The following is a 20,537-nucleotide window of genomic DNA, read 5'->3' on the forward strand; positions in this document are numbered from 1 at the left end:
GATGCTGCCGCAGGAGACGATCCGCCGCAAGCGCAACGGCGATGCGCTCTCCCGGGAGGAGATTGCCGCCTTCATTGCCGGCGTGACGGAGGGCAGCGTGTCCGAGGGACAGGTCGCCGCGCTCGCCATGGCGGTCTGGTTCAACGGGATGACGCGCGACGAGACCGTCGCCCTGACGCTTGCGATGCGCGATTCCGGCGATGTGCTCGACTGGCCCGACATCGACCGGCCGATTGCCGACAAGCATTCGACGGGCGGCGTCGGTGACAATGTCTCGCTGATGCTGGCGCCGATCGCCGCCGCCTGCGGGCTTGCCGTGCCGATGATCTCCGGGCGCGGGCTCAGTCATACAGGCGGCACGCTCGACAAGCTGGAATCGATCCCGGGCTATACGATCATGCCCTCGGCGGAACGCTTCCGCCGAACCGTGAAGGATGTCGGCTGCGCGATCATCGGCCAGACCGGCGATCTCGCCCCCGCCGACAAGCGCGTCTATGCCATCCGCGACGTGACGGCGACGGTCGATTCCGTGCCGCTGATTACCGCCTCCATCCTTTCCAAGAAGCTCGCGGCCGGGCTTCAGTCCCTCGTGCTCGACGTCAAGGTCGGCAACGGCGCTTTCATGGCGGATACCGCCGAGGCGGAAAGCCTGGCCCGTGCGCTGGTCGAGGTGGCCAATGGCGCCGGTGTGCGCACCACCGCGCTCATCACCGACATGAACCAGCCGCTGGCGGACGCCGCCGGCAATGCGCTCGAGATCGCCAACTGCATCGCCTTCCTGAAGGGTGAGAAGGCCGGCACGCGGCTCGAGCGCATCGTGCTGGCCTTCGCGGCGGAAATGCTCGTGTCATCAGGTCTGGAAACGAATGTCGAGGCCGCGTCAGCCAAGGCGGCCGGGGTGCTGGCGAGCGGCGCGGCGGCCGAGACCTTCGCGCGCATGGTGCACGCGCTTGGCGGGCCCGCCGATCTCATCGATAGAGCGGAACGACATCTTGTCTCCGCACCCGTCATCCGGCCGGTGGCAGCACCGCAGGCCGGTTATCTCGCCGCCTGCGACACCCGCGGCATCGGCTTGGCCGTCATCGAACTGGGTGGCGGGCGCAGCCGGCCGGATGACGTCATTGACCACCGGGTGGGCTTCGACGGCCTTCTGCCGCTGGGTGCGAAAGTGGAGAAGGGCGACGTGATCGGTCGCGTTCACGCGGCAACCGACGCAGATGCCGACCGTGCAGTCCAACGGCTGACGGCGCTCTACCGGATAAGCCCCGAGCCACCGGCGCCGGCAGCCGAGATACTGTCGCGCGTCAGCGCGTGAGGTGCAGCTTGCCGTCCTCGACCCTGTAGGACGAGAGACCCTTCAGAAAGCTCATGCCGATCAGCGTGCCTGATAGCGCCTTGTCATCGAGAACCATGGCGCCGACATTGTCCATGCGCACCGGGCCGATTTCGACCTTGTCGAGACGGATGTAAGCCGCGCGCGCCTTGCCGTTGGCGGTATCCACAGCGTAGCGGAAGTCGAGATCGGCCCTGTCGATGCCGAGGCGCTGGGCGGTCGAGACATTGATGGCGACCATGCTGGCGCCGGTATCGACCATGCCCTGTTCCTTGCGGCCATTGATGGCGAAAAGCCCGGTGAAATGACCGCCCGCATCGGCATTGATCGTGGCGCTGCGGTTGCCGGTATAGCGCGCGGCACCCTGCCCCGGCTGCACCGAAGCGGTTTCCACCCTGGCCTCGGGCGTCGGGGTCTGCGTTTCGCCGACATAACGGCTGGCAAGGTCTGGCACGAAGGCCGCGGCGGCAAGCACGCCGCCGACAAGAAGGACGAGGCTTCGAACAAACATGGCCGGTCTCCGGAACAACTTGTCCCGAACTAGCACAGCATCGGCTAACGGACGGCAAAAAGGGGCGCCTGGCGGCACCCCTCTCCACGATCTTCGCTCGACTTGGTAAAGCGGCGGTTAACGCCTACTTCGTGCCGTACATGCGATCACCGGCATCGCCGAGGCCGGGCACGATATAGCCCTTTTCATTGAGCTGGCGGTCGATGGACGCGGTATAGACCGGCACGTCGGGGTGATGTGCCCGGAAGCTCTTGATGCCCTCGGGCGCCGCCAGCAGGCAGAGGAAGCGGATATTCGTCGCGCCGCGGCTCTTCAGCGTATCGATGGCGGCAATCGCCGAATTTCCGGTCGCCAGCATCGGATCGACGACGATGACGAGGCGTTCGTCGATGCTATCGGGCGCCTTGAAGAAATATTCGACCGCTTCCAGCGTCTCGTGATCGCGATATACGCCGATATGGGAGACGCGGGCCGACGGCACCAGTTCCAGCATGCCTTCGAGCAGGCCGTTGCCGGCGCGCAGGATGGAGGCGAAGACGAGCTTCTTGCCTTCCAGCACCGGCGCATCGATCTCCTCGAGCGGCGTCTTGATGCGTGCGGTCGTCAGTTCCAGATCGCGCGTGACTTCATAACAGAGCAGCGTGGAGATTTCGCGCAGCAGGCGGCGGAAGCTGCCGGTCGACGTCTCCTCCTTGCGCATGATGGTCAGCTTGTGCTGCACGAGCGGGTGATCGATGACTGTGACGCCGTCCATGGCCAACCTTCCGAAAATATCTGAACGCTTCTTTTTCCACGGAACGGCGCGGGCCCGCAAGTGAAGACAGCGGGAGCCAGGCAACATCCCCAGCCGGCTTGCCTCAAAGTGCTGCCAGAAGCCTCTGGCGCGTGGGCTCGTCGACAAAGGCCGCCTCGATCGCCGTCCGCGTCACGCCGAGGATTTCTACATCGCTGAAGCCCATCACGGTGGAGGCAACCTCGTATTCGCGGGCAAGCGAGGTGTGGAAGAAGGGCGGATCGTCCGAGTTGAGCGTGACACGTACGCCGGCCGCGTGCAGGGCGCGCAGCGGATGGCTCTCGAAATCCGGGAAGACGCCGAGCGCCACATTGGAGCCCGGGCAGACTTCCAGCACCACGCCCTCTTCGGCCAGCCGCCTTACGAGGTCGGCGTCCTCGATGGCGCGCACGCCGTGGCTGATGCGCGACGGGCGGACATGATCCAGCGCATCGCGCACGCTGAAGGCGCCCGAGAGCTCGCCCGCGTGGATCGTGATGCCGAGGCCCGCGTCACGGGCGATATCGAAGGCGCGGGCGAAATCCGCCACGCGGTGCATGCGCTCCTCGCCGGCAAGGTTGAAGCCCGTTATCAGCGGATGGGGCCGGCGCGCGGCATATTCCGCGGCTTTTACCACGCGCTCCGGCCCGAAATGCCTGATGCCGACGATGATGAACCGCGTCTCGATACCCGTTTTCGCCCTCGCCCGTTGCGCCCCCTCGGCGAGGCCGGCGATATAGGCGTCTGCCCCGATCCCGATCGCGTCGCCCTGGTCCGGCGAAACGATCAGTTCGCTGTAGATGGCGCCGGCCTGCGCGATCTCCGTCAGGTAGGTTTCGGCAAGCAGCGCGTAATCCTCCTCCGTGCGGAAGAGGTTGGCGGTCGCGTCGTAGCTTTGCACGAAGCTCGTGAAATCCTGCCAGGCATAGGCGCCGTCGCGGATGAAGGCGGACGTATCGATGCCGTAGCGCGCGGCCTGTGACAGCGCGAGTGCCGGCGGCGTGGCCCCTTCGATATGGCAGTGCAGTTCGGCCTTGGGCATGGATGTCGTCACAGAAAACTCCGTCCATGCTTGCCGGGCGCGATGCCGAGATGGCGGGCGATGCTTTCACCGATATCGGCGAAGGTGGTGCGGGTCTCGATCAGCCGGGAACGGATGCCGGGTCCGAAGCTCAGGATCGGCACACGCTCGCGCGTGTGGTCGGTGCCGCGCCAGGTGGGGTCGCAGCCATGATCGGCCGTCAGGATGACGAGATCGCCCGGCTTCAGCTTGCGGTCCACCTCCGGCAGGCGCCTATCGAAGGCCTCGAGCGCCGCCGCGTAGCCGGCGACGTCACGGCGATGGCCGTAGAGCATGTCGAAATCGACGAAATTGGCGAAGACGAGATCGCCGTCCTTCGCCTCGTCCATCACGCGCAATGTCCCGTCGAGCAGCGCCATGTTGCCGTCGGCCTTGGTCAGTGTGCCGATGCCCTGATGGGCGAAGATATCGCCGATCTTGCCCACGGCGTGCACCGTGCGGCCGGCCTCCGTCAGCCTGTCGAGCAGGGTCAGTTCCGGCGGCGGCACGGAATAATCGCGACGGTTTCCGGTGCGTCTGAAATGCTCCGGGCTTTCGCCGACGAAGGGACGCGCAATGACCCGCCCGATGCGCCCGCCCGGCCGCTCGTCGAGGATCTTCCGCACGGTTTCGCAGAAGGCGAGCAGCCGCTCCAGCCCGAAAGTCCCCTCATGCGCGGCGACCTGGAAGACGGAATCCATCGAGGTGTAGCAGATGGGCTTGCCGGTGCGCATGTGCTCGAGGCCATGGCGCGCAATGATATCCGTGCCTGACGCATGGCAGTTGCCGAGGATGCCGGGCACCTTGCCGGCCACACGGATGGCCGCGACCAGATCGGGTTCGAAAGCATCACCCTCGGCGGGAAAGTAACCCCAGTCGAAGGTGACGGGCGTGCCGGCGATTTCCCAGTGACCCGACGGCGTGTCCTTGCCGTTCGAGACCTCGCTGGCCGCGCCGTGATAACCGAAGACGCGTTGCGGCACGTCCATGCCGATGGGAAAGCTGCCCGTTGCCGCGCGCGCGGCATGCAGCAGACCGAGTGCCGACATGTTGGGAAGCTTCAGAGGGCCCTGACGCAGCCCCTGCCGGTCGCCGGCACCGGCAGCGCAGAATTCCGCGATATGCCCGAGCGTGTCGGCGCCGAGGTCACCGAACGCGGCCGCATCCGGGCCGCCGCCGATGCCGAAGGAATCGAGAACAAAGAGAAAGGCTCTTGCCATGGTCACCCACTATCTGCCCGCATTCGGGTGACATGACACGGCCATGACAGGCGGTTCAAGCGAAATCGCGCGGTGAAACGGATAGCGTCAGCAATCGGTGCAGGTGATCTTCTCGCCTGCACGCTTGCGGAAGTAGCTCGTCTTGCCGAGCGTGATGTTGTTGATATGCGAACTCAATCCCGGTGCCATCAGCAGGATCTTGTGCGGCACGGTGTATTCCGTGCGCACGATGAAGGCGTCCTTCACCGCGATATCCGGCGGCAATGTGACCGTGCTGCCCTTGGCATAGGGCGTCGCGGCATTCTGATCACGCGACCAGGCCACCGTCGCATTGCCGCCAGCATCGATGGCGACACCGGTGATCTTCAGCGTATAACCGTCCTGCGTGAAGGGCGTGATGACGTTGCGCGTGACATCCTTCATGCTGTCGAGGACAGCCTTCGTGGTGTTCTCGCTGCGGGTCAGGAGATCGGAGACGGTGCTGGAGGCACGGCTGATTTTGCGCGACATGGAAACGGCGACGGAGACTTCGAAGGCGCCGATATAGGTGATGATCAGCAGCGGCGCGACGATCGCGAATTCGATGGCGCCGACACCCCGGCGATCGTCGACAAAGCGGCGCAAGCGCAACAGTACGCCCCCCATCGACCGGGCTTCACCCCTGCGAGTAAACACGCGAGAAACAATCCCGGTCATCAAGGATAATCCTCGTTCTGGACGACTGCCGTGGCGATCATCAGGTAGTTCTGCCGGGAGCCGTTCGCCGATTTGATGTTGGAGAGCAGCGGGCGCACGAGATCGGTGATGACATCCCACCGGTAATAGGCGCGGACGATGTTGATCGTCTTCTTGCCGCCCGGCGCGAACTTGAAAGATCTCGTATCGATGTCGGAATCGGCGAGAGGAACCGCCTTCGGGATATCCGTATATTTTTCAAAGCTGCGGACATCGAGAAGCAGTTTGTCCGGCGTATCGATTTCCTTGGCCGAGCAGGGCATGAGGATGCTGATCTCTTCGCAGAACTGCTTCCGGAAATCTTTCTCCGAATATCCCGGCTTGATCTGGCCGGTGCGGATCTTGCGCGCCATGTTTTCGGTCGCGTTGGCGAGCAGCTGTTCGCCGGTGAATGCCACGAAGGTTTCAAGCGACGCGAAGATCATCACGAAAAAAGGGATGGCAAGGATAGCGAATTCGATCGCGGTCGCGCCGTCGCGGCGACGGTAGAAGCGCTTCAACAGCCCCTTCATGGGCTGTCGGCGGCTGGATATATCCTGATCGAGCGACATCGCGATCCGTTCCAAAATCCCAGATCGTGTCAGAATAGAAGGCAGACTGTTTATTTTTCGTGTGTGCGGCGACGAAGACTTGAACGGTTTCCCGCATTCGCACGCTGTATCAGTTGCCGGCCGCCTTGTTGCGGGAAACGTGCTCCTCGCAGTTCGGCGTGCATGAGAGAACCGACCGCTCCGTCTGACGGAACACACGCACCGTGTTGCCTTCGTCGATAGAAACGAGGATACGCTCGTCAACGATGGCGTTGCCGTCGGCATCCAGTAGAACCAGATTGGTCGTTCCGAAACTGCGTCCCGTGATGACGATCGTCTTGGCATCTGCGACCGTGGCATCGGCCACTTCGGCATCGCCGATGATGACCTTGCTGACCGGCCGGTCGAGCCTCAGCACGCGGGCGTGATCCATATAGACGCGCATCAGCTGCTCCTGGGCCATGGCGGAGGCGCCGGCCGAGAGCAGGATAGAAGCAGCCGTTACAAGCTTTGCAGCGTGAACGGCGAAGGTGCGGTGGCGTCCCATAAACAGTCATCCCGAAGATAAGGCAGGGACAGCATCGCCGCGAATGGTAAATGAAGGCTTAAACGCCGTGCAATCCGAACCCACTCAACTTCCACGTTTTCCGGCACTTCCGTTCATTATCGGGCCATCCGGAGCGAAAAACTATATGAAAAGCCCCATCAACCATTTTTTGACCATAATTCCGGCGGGACCGCGGCAAGGAAATATTAACTCACTTCCTTAAGTCGATGGAAATGGCGAGCCTGTAGGTTGCAGTCATCCGAACAACGGAAACAGTTGGCGGACGTGCTGAACCAACATCGTGGAGCTAGGAGAATACCATGACCAAGATTTTCGCTCGCCTTATGAAGGACGAATCGGGTGCAACCGCCATCGAATACGGCCTGATCGCTGCCCTGATTTCCGTTGCCCTGATTGCCGGCGCTACTTCGCTCGGCGGCACGCTGAACAATACGTTCAGCTCGCTTTCGACAAAGATGTCCACTGCCAAGACGACATCTGACAACTATCAGGCGCCTTGATACTTGCAAACTGAGAGAAAGCCGCCGAGAGGCGGCTTTCTTTGTTTGTAATCAGTCGCTTTGGATGACAGGCTCCTGTCGAGTGGAGGCATCAATTGGCCCAAGCCATCATCTTCGTGGTTTTCCCGCTTTGCCTTGCGGTTGCGGCCTGTTCCGATTTCCTGACAATGCTCATTCCCAACCGGGTTTCGGCCATCCTTCTCGCGTCGTTCTTCATCGTGGCCCCACTTGCCGGGCTGGGCCTGATGGAAATCGCGACGCATCTTGCGGCCGGCGCGATCGTTTTTTCCGTATGTTTTGCCCTTTTTGCCTTTAATGTGATGGGCGGCGGTGATGCGAAGCTTCTGACCGCGAGCGCGGTGTGGTTTGGCCTGACCTTCTCGCTGTTCGAGTTCCTGGTCTATGTCTCGTTCCTCGGCGGCGTGCTGACGCTGGCGATCCTCTCGGTGCGTGCGCACACCAACACGATCCTGGCCAGCGGCCTTCCTGTGCCTGACTCACTCGTCATGGCGAAGAAGATTCCTTACGGCATTGCTATCGGCGTCGGCGCATTCATCGCCTACCCGTCCTCACCGCTCATGCTCGCCGCCCTCGGCAACTAAAGGTCGCAACGCCATCAACCGGTCGTTAACCATAACCGTAAGGCGACTATTAACCATAATTATACCTTTCCCGGGCAATGTCGGCGGATAGAAGAGTCCGCAGCTCAGGGAAACCAAATGAAACCGGCGCGAATCATCATTCTGGCAGTGGCCGTCGTGTCGGCTGGCGTTGCAGGTTTCCTGGCGCTGCAGGTCGCCCGCAAGGGTGGTGTTTCGGTTGTCGAGACGCAGACGGTCCTCGAGCGCGAGCCGACCATCAAGGTTCTCGTCGCGACCGAAAGCCTGCCTGTCGGCACGCGGCTCAATGCCGGCTCCGTTGCCTGGGCCGAATGGCCGAAGGGCTCCGTCGTCGACGGTTTCATTACTGAACAAAACCGGCCGGACGCGATCCAGACGCTCGAGGGCGCCATCGCCCGCATGCCGATCTTCAACGGCGAGCCGGTTCGCCAGGAAAAGATCGTCGATTCCTCCAGCCGCATCATGTCCTCCCTGCTGCCTTCGGGCAAACGCGCGGTGGCCACCGAGATCACCGTAGCGACCGGCGCCGGCGGCTTCATCCTGCCGAACGACCGCGTCGACGTCATCATGGTGCGCAAGAGCAGCACCGGTAACTTCCTCACGGAAAACGTGCTGTCCAATGTGCGCGTTCTGGCCATCGACCAGCAGATCCAGGAAAATCCGGACGGATCCAAGACCGTGCTGGGCACCACCGCCACACTCGAACTCACGCCGGACCAGGCAAAGGTGATGAGCGTCGCCCAGCAGATGGCCGAACGGCTGTCGCTTGCGCTGCGCAGCGTCGCCGATGCCCAGGAGCCCGATACGGGCGCGGCAGACTACCTGCTCAGCGGGGCCGATGGCGTACCGCAGGTGCAGGTGATCAAGACCGGCAAGATCGTCAACGGCAATGCGTCTGAAGCGCAGTAAATGATCAGGAGCTGACCCGTGTTCGCACTCTCAAAGACTTTTCGGGCTTCTGTCGCCGGCGGACTGACGTTCTGCCTGGCCTTTTCCGGTCTGCCTGCCGCCATCGTCACGGGCAAGGTCATCGCCACGGCCGAGGCGGCCAGCGCGTCGATCATCCGCATCCAGAATGCCGGCCCGGGCGCGCGCAAGACGATCAATCTCGGCCTCAACAAGGCCGTCGTCATCGACCTGCCCTCCGACGCGCATGACATTCTCGTGGCCGACCCGGTGAAGGCCGATGCGGTAACGCGCACATCGCGACGCATCTATCTCTTCGGCAAGGAAGTCGGCCAGACCAATATCTTCGTCTTCGGACCCGGCGGCGAGGAAATCGTCAGCATCGATCTCAATGTCGAGCGCGACGTCTCCAATCTTCAGGCAAACCTGCGGCGCTTCATCCCGGACTCCGATATTCAGGTCGAGATCATCTCCGACAATATCGTCCTGAGCGGCAGCGTGCGCACGCCGCAGGACGCCACGCAGGCCGTCAACCTCGCGCAGATCTTCCTCAAGGGCGGCGAGGCGACCACGCGAACGGTCGTGTCCCAGGGCAACAATGGTGACGCGGCGATCTTCGGCGAAGGACGCCAGGCCTCGCAGGTCGTCAACATGCTCCAGGTTCAGGGCGAGGACCAGGTGACGCTGAAGGTCACGGTGGCCGAAATCCGCCGCGAGGTTCTCAAGCAGCTTGGCTTCGACAACACGTTCAGCCGTGTCGCCGGCGCGTCCGGCTCCAATCTCGACGTGCTCTCCTTCAACAGCGCGGCGAGCGGACTGAGCGGCGCGATTTCCGGCAATGTCGGCAAGCTCGGCATCGATGCCGTCGTCAACGCCCTGGAACAGGCCAAGGCAATCCGCACCCTGGCCGAGCCGACGCTTACGGCGGTCTCCGGCCAGGCGGCTACATTCAATTCGGGCGGTGAGCGGCTCTATGCGGTTCGCGATGGCGACGGCGGTTATACCACGACGACCTATCAATATGGCATTTCGCTCGGCTTCACACCGACGGTGCTGTCCTCGGGGCGCATCAGTCTGCGCATCCAGACGAAGGTTTCCGAGCCGGTTGCCGGCGCAACAAGCGCCGAATATCGCCGCCGCGATGCCGAAACCGTTGTCGAATTGCCCTCCGGAGGCTCCATCGCGCTTGCCGGTCTCATCCGTGACGACGTGCAGCAGAGCATGAACGGCACACCGGTCGCCTCGAAGGTTCCGATCTTCGGCGCGCTGTTCCGGCAAAAAACCATCGAACGCAACGAGACCGAGCTGGTGATCATCGCCACGCCCTATCTCGTGAAGCCGGTCAACCGCAACGCGCTGGCGCGGCCGGACGACAATTTCAATCCGGCCAATGACGCGGCGAGCGTCTTCCTCGGCCAGGTCAACCAGATCTACGGCAGGAAGAGCAACCTGCCCGCCCAGCGCTACGAAGGCAGCGTTGGCTTCATCTACAAGTGAACGGGTGCGACGTGAAAAAGGGACGGGCCCAGCCGATGGCAAACGAAATGCACTCCACGAACCGCACCCGGCGTCTTAACGCCGGACGAGCCGTTACCCTGTTCGCGATGGCGGCGCTCGTCGCGGTCGCCTCAGGCTGCGCCAACCGGGATGCCACGACGACCGGTTCGCTGCCGGACGACTACCGCACACGCCACCCGATCGTGGTGGGCGAGCAGGAGAAGACCATCGATATCCCGATCGCGACCGGCGCAACACAACTGACGCGCGGCCAGGCCGAGGTGATCGCCGGCTTCGCTGATGGCTACACCTCCAGCACGTCGGGCACGTTCCGTATCATCGTGCCGCACGGTGCCCGCAACGACGCGGCAGCCGCCGTGACCAGCCGACATATCCGCAAGGTCGTCACGCGCCAGGGCGTTCCCGCAAGCAAGGTGATCGTCGAGAGCTACACCGCCGCCGACCCGGCCGAAGCGGCGCCGATCCGCCTCAGCTATTTCGCTATCACGGCCTCGACGCCGGCCTGCGGCCAGTGGCCGGAGGACCTGCTGATCAATACATACGGGAACAAGAACTATCATAACTTCGGTTGCGCCCAGCAGAACAACCTTGCGGCCCAGATCGCCGACCCCAACGATCTGCTCGGTCCGCGCCGCATGACCCCGGCCGACGCGACCCAGCGTGGCAATGCCATGAAGCGCTATCGCGAGTCCTATACCGAACTTAGAGAAATGAACTGACGCTGCTTGCGTCTCCAAGCCAGGTAACGCCATGAGCACGGTCGACTACACTTTCAAGAACGATGCCGCAGACGAGGCGGATGACGCGATCCGTCCGGCGGAGCTGGAAGCGATGCGCCCGCTGCCGCGCATCTCCGTGCACGCCTTCTGCGAGAGCGAGGCGATGCTGCGCACCATGGAGCGCTGCGCCCAGGACCGGCGCCTGGCCAAGGTGAGCCTGAAGATATCGAGCGCCAGCATCGCGGCGGCGGCCAACATGTTCGCCTCCGCGCCGACGCCGAACCTGCTGATCCTTGAAACGTCCGCGCAGCCCGGCGATATCATGGAGGAGCTGGCGCCGCTTGCCGAGGTCTGCGATCCCAGCACCAAGGTCATCATCGTCGGCCGCTACAACGATATCCCGCTTTACCGCGAGCTGATCCGCAACGGCATCTCGGAATATATGGTGGGCCCCGTCGGCATGGCCGACGTGCTGGCCGCCATGTCGGCGATCTTCGTCGATCCCGATGCCGAGCCGCTCGGGCGCAGCGTCGCCTTCATCGGCGCCAAGGGCGGCTGCGGCTCCTCGACGATCGCGCACAATTGCGCCTTCGACATTTCGAACCTGTTCCAGACCGAAGTCATTCTGGCCGATCTCGATCTGCCCTACGGCACCGCCAATATCGACTTCGACCAGGATCCGCCGCAGGGGATATCCGAGGCGATCTATGCGCCCGATCGCCTCGACGAGGTTTTCCTGGATCGTCTGCTCGCCAAGTGCTCGCAGCATCTCTCCCTGCTGGCCGCACCCTCCATGCTCGACCGCGGCTATGACCTCGAGCGCGGCTCGTTCCAGCCGATCCTCGAAGTGCTTCAGCGCAGCGCGCCGGTCACCGTGCTCGACGTGCCGCATGCGTGGTCGGAATGGACGCGCACGCTGCTTTCGGAAGTGGACGAGCTGGTCATCACCGCCGTTCCCGATCTCGCCAACCTTCGCAACGCCAAGAACATGCTCGACGCGCTGAAGAAGCTGAGGCCCAACGACAAGCCACCGCACCTGATCCTCAATCAGGTCGGCCTGCCGAAACGGCCGGAGATCTCGCCCTCCGACTTCTGCGAGCCACTTGGCGTGGAGCCCGTCGCCATCATCCCGTTCGACGCCCAGCTCTTCGGCGCGGCCTCCAACAGCGGACGCATGATCGCGGAAATGGATCGCAAGTCACCGACGGCGGAAACCTTCTCGCAGATCGCCCATCTCGTGACGGGGCGCGCGACGGTGAAGAAGCCCAAGAAGGCCGGGATCGGCAAGATGCTGGGTCTCCTCGGCCGCAAGTAAGCCCGGACGGGCGGTGCAACAGACTGGATGAGTGGAATGTTCGGCAAACGCGGAAATGAAGGCTTCGGCAAGAGCGGCACGGCAGGCCAGACGGCCCATGCCGGTGCGGCCTCCGGCGCGACCGTGACGGCGGAACGGCCGGTTGCCGCCGCTGTCGCACAACCCGTCGCAGAGCCGTCGCCGGTTGCCGCGCCCAGTCCTGCACCCGCCGCGGCCGTGCGTCGTCGCACGCCGCGCAACGAAGACTATTACGATACCAAAAGCCAGGTCTTCTCCGCGCTGATCGACACGATCGACCTGTCGCAGCTTGCCAAGCTCGACACGGAAAGCGCGCGCGAGGAAATCCGCGATATCGTCAACGACATCATCACCATCAAGAACTTCGCGATGTCGATTTCCGAGCAGGAGGAACTGCTCGACGACATCTGCAACGACGTTCTCGGCTACGGCCCGCTGGAGCCGCTTCTGGCGCGCGACGACATCGCCGACATCATGGTGAACGGTGCGGGCAAGACCTATATCGAAGTGGGCGGCAAGGTGCAGGAATCGGAAATCCGCTTCCGCGACAATGCCCAGCTTCTCTCCATCTGCCAGCGCATCGTCAGCCAGGTCGGTCGCCGCGTCGACGAATCGAGCCCGATCTGCGACGCGCGCCTTCCCGACGGCTCGCGTGTCAACGTCATAGCCCCGCCGCTCGCCATCGACGGCACGGCGCTCACCATCCGAAAGTTCAAGAAGGACAAGCTGACCCTCGACCAGCTCGTCCGGTTCGGATCGATCACGCCCGAGGGCGCGGCCCTTCTTCAGATCATCGGCCGTGTGCGCTGCAACCTTGTCATCTCCGGCGGTACGGGCTCGGGCAAGACGACGCTGCTGAACTGCCTGACGAACTATATCGACCGGGACGAGCGGGTCATCACCTGCGAGGACTCGGCCGAACTTCAGCTGCAGCAGCCGCATGTCGTGCGTCTCGAAACCCGCCCGCCGAACATCGAGGGCGAGGGCGAGATCACCATGCGCGACCTCATCAAGAACTGCCTGCGTATGCGCCCCGAGCGCATCATCGTGGGCGAAGTGCGCGGACCTGAAGTCTTCGACCTTCTGCAGGCAATGAACACCGGCCACGACGGTTCGATGGGCACGATCCACGCCAACACGCCGCGCGAATGCCTTTCGCGTATGGAATCGATGATCGCCATGGGCGGCTACACGCTGCCCGCCAAGACCGTGCGCGAGATCATCGCCGGCTCCATCGACATCATCATCCAGGCCTCGCGCCTGCGCGACGGCTCGCGCCGCATCACCCACATTACCGAAGTGGTAGGCATGGAAGGCGACGTCATCGTCACCCAGGACCTGATGCGCTTCGAGATCCAGGGCGAGGACGCCAACGGGCGGCTCATCGGCAAGCACACCGGCACCGGCATCGGCAAACCGCATTTCTGGGATCGGGCCCGCTACTTCAACGAGGACAAGCGTTTGGCGGCAACGCTCGACGCGATGGAGAAGCCGTAAGGGGCGGGTAGACGCGATGTTCGGAATGGATATCACCATCGTGGCGATCTTCGCGCTGGCGGCACTCTCCACCGCCGGCCTTGCCTATGGCCTGCTCTTCTCGCGCATCGAGACGGAGAAGAAGACCGAAAGCCGCATGCGCCGTGTCCAGTCCGCCGAGACCGATCAGTCGCGGGCCAAGGCCGCGCGCGACCGCGTGCAGGAGCTTTCCAAGCGCCGCCGGTCCGTGCAGGATTCGCTGAAGGACCTCGAAAAGAAGCAGCAGGAGCAATCCAAGCGGATCGCCACGACGCTGAAAGCCAGGCTGTCCCAGGCGGGCCTGTCGATCACCGAGACCAAGTTTTACGTGTTCAGCGCGATCTTCGGCGTCTTCGCCTTCGTCGTCGCACTCATCGGCGGCATGGGGCCGCTGGTCGCGCTCGGCATCGCGTTCATCGCCGGCGCCGGCCTTCCGCGCTGGTTCATCGGCTTTCTCGTCAAGCGCCGGCAGAACAAGTTCCTCGAGGAGTTTCCCAACGCGCTCGACGTGATGGTGCGATCCATCAAGTCCGGCCTTCCGCTGACGGACGCGCTGCGGCTGATCGCGGCCGAGGGCCAGGAACCGGTCAGGACCGAGTTCCGCAAGATCGTCGAAAGCCAGCAGGTCGGCCTCAGCGTGTCGGATGCCTGTGCGCGCATGTTCACGAGCATTCCGCTTCAGGAAGTCAATTTCTTCGCCATCGTCATCGCCATCCAGAGCCAGGCCGGCGGCAACCTTTCCGAAGCGCTGGGCAACCTGTCGCGCGTGCTGCGCGAACGGCGGAAGATGCGTGCCAAGGTCGGTGCGCTGTCTATGGAAGCCAAGGCGTCGGCCGCGATCATCGGGGCGCTGCCCTTCATCGTGACGCTGCTCGTCTATCTGACATCGCCGGAATACATCATGGTGCTGTTCCAGGATCCCCGCGGTCATCTCATTCTCGGCATATCGGGCGTGTGGATGTCCATCGGCATTCTCGTGATGCGCAACATGATCAACTTCGACATCTAGGAACCCAGATCATGATCGCCATGCTCACCGATCCCGCGGTTCTCCTGCCCGCCTTCGTGGTGATCGCCGTGCTCGCCACGTTCTACACGCTGGCGATGCCCTATTTCGAACGGGGCGATCTCGACAAGCGCATGAAGAGCGTCGCGCTGGAGCGCGAGCAGATGCGGGCGCGCGAGCGGGCGCGGCTGTCGGCCGAAACGGTCCAGAACAAGGCATCGCTCAGAGCGCAGCACAACACATCGGTGCGCAACGTGGTGGAGCGGCTGAACCTGCGCGAGGCCCTCGTCGACGCCAACACGATGAACCGCCTGCGACAGGCCGGCTATCGTTCGCAGAACGCGCTCAACATCTTCCTCTTCGCCCGCTTCACCCTGCCCTTTCTGTTCCTGGCGATCGCGGCCTTCTACATCTTCTATCTCGGCTTTCTCGGCGACAAACCGTTCTCGATCCGCATCCTGGCAACGCTGGGCATCGCCTATCTCGGCTTCTACGCGCCGAACATCTTCATTTCCAACAAGGTCTCCAAGCGCCAACAATCGATCCGTCGCGCATGGCCGGATGCGCTCGACCTCATGCTCATCTGCGTGGAATCGGGTATCTCGATCGAGGTCGCCTTCAAGCGCGTGGCCGACGAAATCGCCATGGCCTCGCCGGAACTGGCCGAGGAACTCGTTTTGACCACAGCGGAGCTTTCCTTCCTCCAGGAACGCCGCCAGGCCTATGAGAACCTGGGTACGCGTATCGGCCTCGACACTGTGAAATCCGTGACGCAGGCGCTCATCCAGGCCGAGCGCTACGGCACGCCGCTCGCCCAGGCGCTGCGCGTTCTGGCGCAGGAATGCCGTGACCAGCGCATGAACGAGGCGGAAAAGAAGGCCGCCGCGCTGCCGCCGAAACTCACCGTGCCGATGATCCTGTTCTTCCTGCCCGTTCTGGTGGCCGTCATTCTCGGCCCGGCCGGCATCCAGGTCTCCGACCGCTTCTGATCGCTTCGCAGAAAAATAGAGAAGCCCCGGCGCGAGACGATCGGCCGGGGCTTCTTCGTTTGTCCTGGGAGGACGATTGGGTCTTTAGTTGGTGCTGCCGGCGTCGTCGGCGGCGAGCTTCTTCCAGGCGTTCTGCTGGGCCAGCATGGAGCGCAGATAGGCGACGTTGGCTTCCGCCTGTCCCGAGGTCAGTTCCTGCCGGGCGATGGTTTCGGCCTCCTGGAAACGGCCCTGGAGACCGACAGTCAGCGCGAGGTTCTGCCGCACGCTGCTGTCGGCGCCCGGCTGCCTGGCGGCAGCGCGCATATAGGTTTCGGCCGTCTTCAGGTCTTTCGCCAGAAGATAGGACATGCCGAGATTGGAGAGGACCGAAGGCTCGTCGGGCTGGATATCCAGCGCCTCGCGATAGCGCTGGCGTGCCTCGTTCGAACGGCCGAGCTGATCGAGGATCGCGCCTTCGGCCGATTTCAGCCGCCAGTCCGGCCGATCCGGCGTCTGGGCGCGCAGAATGGTGTTCAGCGCCTGCTCCAGCTGCCCGGCGGCGGCCTGCGCCTTGCCATAGGCGGCCAGGACCTCGCGGTTGTTCGGATTGCTGATGGCGACCTGCTGCATGACGGCGAGCGCCTGCGTGTTGCGGCCGTTCATGCGCAGCACCGTGGCGTAGTTGATGCCGGTCGCCGCGTCCTTGGGGTTTTTCTCGTAGGCCCGGCCGATGCTGTCGGCAGCGCCGCGCAGCTCTGTCGCGTTCATCGTGCCTGTAGCGGCGGAGGACGGCCGGATGGAACCGGTGGTCAGGTTGCTCTTGCCGGCGCAGCCTGCCAGCGCGACGCCGATGACCACGAGTGCCGCGCCCGTCAAAAGCGCCGGTCGAATTGACGAAGGCAGGCGGCGTGCAGCCATGATCAGTCCCCGAAGCGGTTTCCCCAACATCGCGGCGGTTAAGGAATCACGCCGCAATCTCCGCTCCAGCAATAATCTGTTAACCCTAACAGAGTGTTAATTGCTGCGATTCTCAAGGCTCTTCCAAAGGTTCCGCCATGGCCCCCTTCCAGTTCATCGACCGGCCCTCCCCCTTCAACACGAAGAACGGGAAGACGCTGCCGATCTTCGCGATCACGCCCGCGCATATCGAGACGGGGACCATCGATCCGGTTGCGCTGGACTGGGCGAAGAAGGCCGGTTTCAAGGCGGAATCCGGCGGTCTGCTGATGGTGCCGACGGCGGACGGCCATCTCGGCGGCGCGCTTTTCGGCCTTGGCAAGAACCCCTCCGACGCCCCCTATCTCACCGGCAAGCTCGCCCGCACGCTGCCGGCCGGCGACTGGCATATCGAGACCGCACCGCTGACGGCAAACCGGCTCGCGCTGGGCTACGGCCTCGGCAGCTATCGCTTCGAGCGCTACAAGGCATCCGCCTCCGAAGCGCCGACCCTGCTCATTCCGGCCGATGCGGACGCGGCCGATATCAAGCGCCAGCTCGCCGGCGTCTTCCTGGCACGCGACCTCATCAACACGCCGACCAACGACATGGGACCGGACGCGCTGGAAGACGTGTTCCGGGGCCTCGGTGCGCATTACAAGGCCAAGGTCTCCGTCATCGCCGGTGACGACCTCCTGAAGGAGAACTTCCCGCTCGTCCACACGGTGGGCCGCGCTTCCGAACAGGCGCCGCGCCTGCTGGAGCTGCGCTGGGGCAAGAAGGGCCACAAGCGCGTGACGCTGGTGGGCAAGGGCGTGTGCTTCGACACCGGCGGCCTCGACATCAAGCCGGCTGCGTCCATGCTGCTGATGAAGAAGGATATGGGCGGCGCGGCCAATGTGATGGGCCTGGCCTTGATGATCATGGACGCCAAGCTGAAGGTGGACCTGCGCGTGCTGGTGCCTGTCGTGGAGAACTCGATCTCCGGCAATGCCTTCCGCCCCGGCGATATCTACAGAAGCCGCAAGGGCCTGACCGTGCAGATCGACAATACCGATGCCGAGGGTCGGCTGATCCTTGCCGACGCGCTCGCCTATGCCGACGAGGAAGACGCCGATCTCATCATCGACATGGCGACGCTGACGGGGGCCGCGCGCGTCGCGCTCGGGCCGGACCTGCCGCCCTTCTTCACCGACGACGACGATCTCGCCCAGGATCTTGCCGAGGCGAGCCTTTCGGTCGACGATCCGATGTGGCGCATGCCGCTCTATATGGGCTACGACAAGGACGTGTCCGCCCGCATCGCCGACCTCACCAATGCGCCGGCCGGCGGCATGGCGGGCGCGATTACCGCCGCCCTCTTCCTCAAGCGTTTCGTGACGCGCAATCGCCACTGGGCGCATTTCGACATCTTTGCCTGGGCGCAAAGCGAGCGTCCGCATTCGCCCATCGGCGGCGAAGCGCAGGCGATCCGCGCGCTCTACCATCACATGCGCGGCTTCGCGGCCTGAGAGGGAAACCGGCAGGCGATTGTCAGGATGCGAACGATACGGTAGCGTAACGAAATCGCGTTCGCCCCCGGAGGCCCCTTGCCGGTAGATCTGACCCCATCGCAGGCGCTCGGCCTCTGGCATGCCGTGACGCTGCAGCAGGTACAGGAGGACGGGCGCGACCTGACGCTGCGCCAGCTCGCCATCCTGCTCGAAATCTACCTCGTGCCGCCGCCGCATACCGTGCGGGGGCTGGCAGCCAAGCTCGCCGTCACGAAGCCGGTCATCACCCGCGCACTCGATACGATGGGCGAGCTCGGTCTCGTCACGCGGGTCCGCGACGAGCGGGACCGGCGCAACGTCATCATCAAGCGCACCGTGGATGGTGCGCTCTATCTCGAGCGCCTGGGCGACCTCATCATCGCCAAGGGACGCACACAGCCGCTGTGAGACTGCCATGACCACCCTGCCCGACCGCCGCCTCAACGCCTATCGCCCCGACCTTGCGGAGGAGGCGCTGCGCGGCAATGTGCCCGCCGAACGCTATGTCACCGGCACGCCGGCGCGCATCTGCGCACCCGTCGCGGCGCTACGACCGCGCCCGGACCTTGCTGCAGGGATCGATACCGAAGTGCTGTTCGGCGAGACCGTGCGCGTTTTCGACCGGGCGGACGGCTGGGCGTGGGTGAAGTCGGATTTCGACGGTTATGTCGGCTATGTCGAAGAGGCGGCGCTGGGTGAAGGCGGTGCCGCCACCCATCGCGTCGCGGTCCCGCGCACCTTTGCCTATACGGGCGGGGATCTGCGCACGCCGGCCGCATTTGCGCTTTCCATCGGAAGCCGGCTAACCGTTGTGGGCGAAAGCGAGACGCGCGGCACGCGCTATCTGACGCTGGAAGGCGGGCAATCCGTCGTGGCGGGCCATTGCCTCCCCATCGACGCCATGTCGGGCGACGACTATGTCGGCGTGGCGGCGCGCTTTCTCGAAACACCCTATCTGTGGGGCGGGCGCTCCGGCTTCGGGCTCGATTGCTCGGCCCTGGTGCAGCTCTCCATGATGATGGTGGGCCGCACCGCGCCAAGGGATTCCGACATGCAGGCCGCCGGCCTCGGCAGACCCATCGACCGCGCAGACCTGCAACGTGGCGATCTCGTGTTCTGGAAGGGCCATGTCGCCATCATGGAGGACGACAAGACCATCCTGCATGCCAACGGCCACACGATGAGCGTGGCGCGCGAGGGGCTGGATGCGGCGATCGAGCGGATCGGCTGGCTCTACCAGCAGCCGACGGGCTATCGCCGCCCCTGAGGCGTTCAATAGCCGGCGCTGCGGTCGACCAGATGCTCCAGCGGCTTGGCGCTCTCGTAACGCGCGATCTGGATGGCGACGTGGTCGAACAGCGCGCCGACATCGGACGCCGCCGCCGCATGCGGCGTCAGGAACACCCTGTCCATCGACCAGAACGGACTTTCCAGCGGCAGCGGCTCCTGTTCGAAGACGTCGAGCGAAGCGCCGCGCAGCGTGCCGTCGTTAATGGAGGCGACGATATCGGCCTCGACCTGGCTGCCGCCGCGCCCCGCATTGATGAAGACGGGCGCGCCGAACGGGCCCTTTCGGGAAAGCCGGGTAAACAGGCCGGTGTTGAAGATGCCCTTCGTATCGGGCGTCAACGGCAGCAGGCCGACGAGAATATCGGTTTTGGCCAGGAAGGTGTTCAGCCCGGCCTCATCGAAGACTTCGAACCCCTTGACCGCGCGGCCGCTCTTCGACCAGCCGATGACATTGAAGCCCAGCGTCTTCAGCTTGCGCGCCGCATCCTGCCCCAGAATGCCGAAGCCCATGATGCCGACGGTCATGTCGCTTGCCTCCGGCTGGTCGAGTTCGCGCCAGATACGGTCGCGGCGCAGTGCCTCATAGGCGGTATGCTGGCGCAGATGCAGGAGGCATTGCATGACGACCCATTCGCTCATGCGCGTCGTGAGCGTCTCGTCCACGAAGCGCACCAGCGGCACATCCGGCAGGCCGGGCAGTGTCAGCACATGGTCGACGCCGGCACCGCCGGAGAAGACGACCTTCAAATCCTTCGCCCGCTCGAAAAGATCGGCGCCCGGGCGCCAGACCACCGCATAGTCGATGCCGGAAAGATCGCGCTTGCGGCTGGCCGGATGCAGGAGATTGATGACCTCGCGGTCCGGAAAGGCCCCTTTCAGCGCGGCTGCGACCTGCTCCTGATCGAATTTCAGATCGATGATGACGGGGCTTTTCGTGTGCATGCTGTGTCCTGCTTTATGCC

At 63.9% G+C, this 20,537-nt stretch carries 22 protein-coding genes; 13 read left to right on the forward strand and 9 right to left on the reverse strand.

From position 1 onward, the window contains the following. Window position 1 precedes the first annotated feature (1 nt). Window positions 2-1,315 (forward strand): thymidine phosphorylase, encoded by a 1,314-nt coding sequence (gene deoA, locus MNR02_RS16670; protein WP_241948903.1) that lies wholly within the window; start codon window positions 2-4, stop codon window positions 1,313-1,315. Here deoA and MNR02_RS16675 read toward each other — a convergent pair. The 7 genes from MNR02_RS16675 to MNR02_RS16705 form a co-directional block, all read right to left on the reverse strand. Next, window positions 1,305-1,844: a TIGR02281 family clan AA aspartic protease gene (locus MNR02_RS16675; protein ID WP_241947569.1), complete on the reverse strand. Its 540-nt coding sequence runs from the start codon at window positions 1,842-1,844 to the stop codon at window positions 1,305-1,307. The genes deoA and MNR02_RS16675 overlap by 11 nt on opposite strands. A 124-nt stretch (window positions 1,845-1,968) precedes the next feature. Beyond that, on the reverse strand, window positions 1,969-2,598 hold the full coding sequence (gene upp, locus MNR02_RS16680) for a uracil phosphoribosyltransferase (RefSeq protein WP_241599432.1): 630 nt from the start codon (window positions 2,596-2,598) through the stop codon (window positions 1,969-1,971). A gap of 103 nt (window positions 2,599-2,701) precedes the next feature. Further along, the gene (locus MNR02_RS16685; RefSeq protein ID WP_371746757.1) at window positions 2,702-3,658 is read right to left on the reverse strand and encodes an adenosine deaminase; all 957 of its coding nucleotides are present in this window, start codon (window positions 3,656-3,658) and stop codon (window positions 2,702-2,704) included. Window positions 3,659-3,666: 8 nt separating this feature from the next. Beyond that, window positions 3,667-4,896, reverse strand: a complete 1,230-nt coding sequence (locus MNR02_RS16690) for a phosphopentomutase (protein WP_241948904.1) — start codon at window positions 4,894-4,896, stop codon at window positions 3,667-3,669. Window positions 4,897-4,983: 87 nt separating this feature from the next. Continuing rightward, complete coding sequence (locus tag MNR02_RS16695) at window positions 4,984-5,541, reverse strand: TadE/TadG family type IV pilus assembly protein (RefSeq protein ID WP_241947571.1); 558 nt, start codon at window positions 5,539-5,541, stop codon at window positions 4,984-4,986. Window positions 5,542-5,591: 50 nt separating this feature from the next. Then, a complete protein-coding gene (locus MNR02_RS16700; RefSeq protein ID WP_241599426.1) occupies window positions 5,592-6,182 on the reverse strand; it encodes a TadE/TadG family type IV pilus assembly protein in 591 nt (196 codons plus the stop codon). Window positions 6,183-6,291: 109 nt separating this feature from the next. Continuing rightward, complete coding sequence (locus MNR02_RS16705) at window positions 6,292-6,708, reverse strand: pilus assembly protein N-terminal domain-containing protein (RefSeq protein WP_241947572.1); 417 nt, start codon at window positions 6,706-6,708, stop codon at window positions 6,292-6,294. A gap of 320 nt (window positions 6,709-7,028) precedes the next feature. Between MNR02_RS16705 and MNR02_RS16710 the strand changes: the two genes are divergently transcribed. From MNR02_RS16710 to MNR02_RS16750, 9 genes are all read left to right on the forward strand, one after another. After that, entirely contained in the window at window positions 7,029-7,229 is a 201-nt protein-coding gene (locus tag MNR02_RS16710; RefSeq protein WP_241947573.1) for a Flp family type IVb pilin, read from the forward strand. Window positions 7,230-7,324: 95 nt separating this feature from the next. Further along, complete coding sequence (locus MNR02_RS16715; protein WP_241947574.1) at window positions 7,325-7,831, forward strand: prepilin peptidase; 507 nt, start codon at window positions 7,325-7,327, stop codon at window positions 7,829-7,831. Window positions 7,832-7,948: 117 nt separating this feature from the next. Beyond that, window positions 7,949-8,758 (forward strand): Flp pilus assembly protein CpaB, encoded by an 810-nt coding sequence (gene cpaB / locus MNR02_RS16720; protein WP_241947575.1) that lies wholly within the window; start codon window positions 7,949-7,951, stop codon window positions 8,756-8,758. A gap of 18 nt (window positions 8,759-8,776) precedes the next feature. Further along, a complete protein-coding gene (locus MNR02_RS16725; RefSeq protein ID WP_371746687.1) occupies window positions 8,777-10,252 on the forward strand; it encodes a type II and III secretion system protein family protein in 1,476 nt (491 codons plus the stop codon). Between the two features lie 35 nt (window positions 10,253-10,287). Continuing rightward, a complete protein-coding gene (locus MNR02_RS16730) occupies window positions 10,288-10,992 on the forward strand; it encodes a CpaD family pilus assembly protein (protein WP_241947576.1) in 705 nt (234 codons plus the stop codon). A 31-nt stretch (window positions 10,993-11,023) separates the two neighbouring features. Further along, window positions 11,024-12,307, forward strand: coding sequence for a CpaE family protein (locus tag MNR02_RS16735; protein WP_241599409.1), 1,284 nt, complete (start codon window positions 11,024-11,026; stop codon window positions 12,305-12,307). 36 nt (window positions 12,308-12,343) lie between these two features. Then, entirely contained in the window at window positions 12,344-13,822 is a 1,479-nt protein-coding gene (locus MNR02_RS16740; RefSeq protein ID WP_241947577.1) for a CpaF family protein, read from the forward strand. A gap of 16 nt (window positions 13,823-13,838) precedes the next feature. Then, on the forward strand, window positions 13,839-14,849 hold the full coding sequence (locus MNR02_RS16745) for a type II secretion system F family protein (protein WP_241947578.1): 1,011 nt from the start codon (window positions 13,839-13,841) through the stop codon (window positions 14,847-14,849). Window positions 14,850-14,860: 11 nt separating this feature from the next. Continuing rightward, on the forward strand, window positions 14,861-15,835 hold the full coding sequence (locus MNR02_RS16750) for a type II secretion system F family protein (RefSeq protein WP_241599402.1): 975 nt from the start codon (window positions 14,861-14,863) through the stop codon (window positions 15,833-15,835). A gap of 84 nt (window positions 15,836-15,919) precedes the next feature. Here MNR02_RS16750 and MNR02_RS16755 read toward each other — a convergent pair whose 3' ends face one another. Further along, window positions 15,920-16,735: a tetratricopeptide repeat protein gene (locus tag MNR02_RS16755; protein WP_241599399.1), complete on the reverse strand. Its 816-nt coding sequence runs from the start codon at window positions 16,733-16,735 to the stop codon at window positions 15,920-15,922. Between the two features lie 137 nt (window positions 16,736-16,872). Here MNR02_RS16755 and MNR02_RS16760 point away from each other — a divergent pair, with 137 nt between their 5' ends. From MNR02_RS16760 to MNR02_RS16770, 3 genes are all read left to right on the forward strand, one after another. Then, the gene (locus MNR02_RS16760; protein ID WP_241947579.1) at window positions 16,873-18,264 is read left to right on the forward strand and encodes a M17 family metallopeptidase; all 1,392 of its coding nucleotides are present in this window, start codon (window positions 16,873-16,875) and stop codon (window positions 18,262-18,264) included. A 78-nt stretch (window positions 18,265-18,342) separates the two neighbouring features. Next, on the forward strand, window positions 18,343-18,693 hold the full coding sequence (locus tag MNR02_RS16765; protein ID WP_241947580.1) for a MarR family transcriptional regulator: 351 nt from the start codon (window positions 18,343-18,345) through the stop codon (window positions 18,691-18,693). A 7-nt stretch (window positions 18,694-18,700) separates the two neighbouring features. After that, window positions 18,701-19,552: a C40 family peptidase gene (locus MNR02_RS16770; RefSeq protein WP_241947581.1), complete on the forward strand. Its 852-nt coding sequence runs from the start codon at window positions 18,701-18,703 to the stop codon at window positions 19,550-19,552. 5 nt (window positions 19,553-19,557) lie between these two features. Here the strand turns inward: MNR02_RS16770 and MNR02_RS16775 are convergent, their stop codons facing one another. Further along, window positions 19,558-20,517 carry a glyoxylate/hydroxypyruvate reductase A gene (locus MNR02_RS16775; RefSeq protein ID WP_241947582.1) on the reverse strand — a complete coding sequence of 320 codons (960 nt, stop codon included), beginning with the start codon at window positions 20,515-20,517 and terminating at the stop codon, window positions 19,558-19,560. Between the last annotated feature and the right edge of the window lie 20 nt (window positions 20,518-20,537).

Origin of the sequence: Shinella sp. H4-D48 (assembly GCF_022637395.1) — a bacterium.
In the GTDB taxonomy this organism is placed as follows: Bacteria; Pseudomonadota; Alphaproteobacteria; order Rhizobiales; family Rhizobiaceae; genus Shinella; species Shinella sedimenti.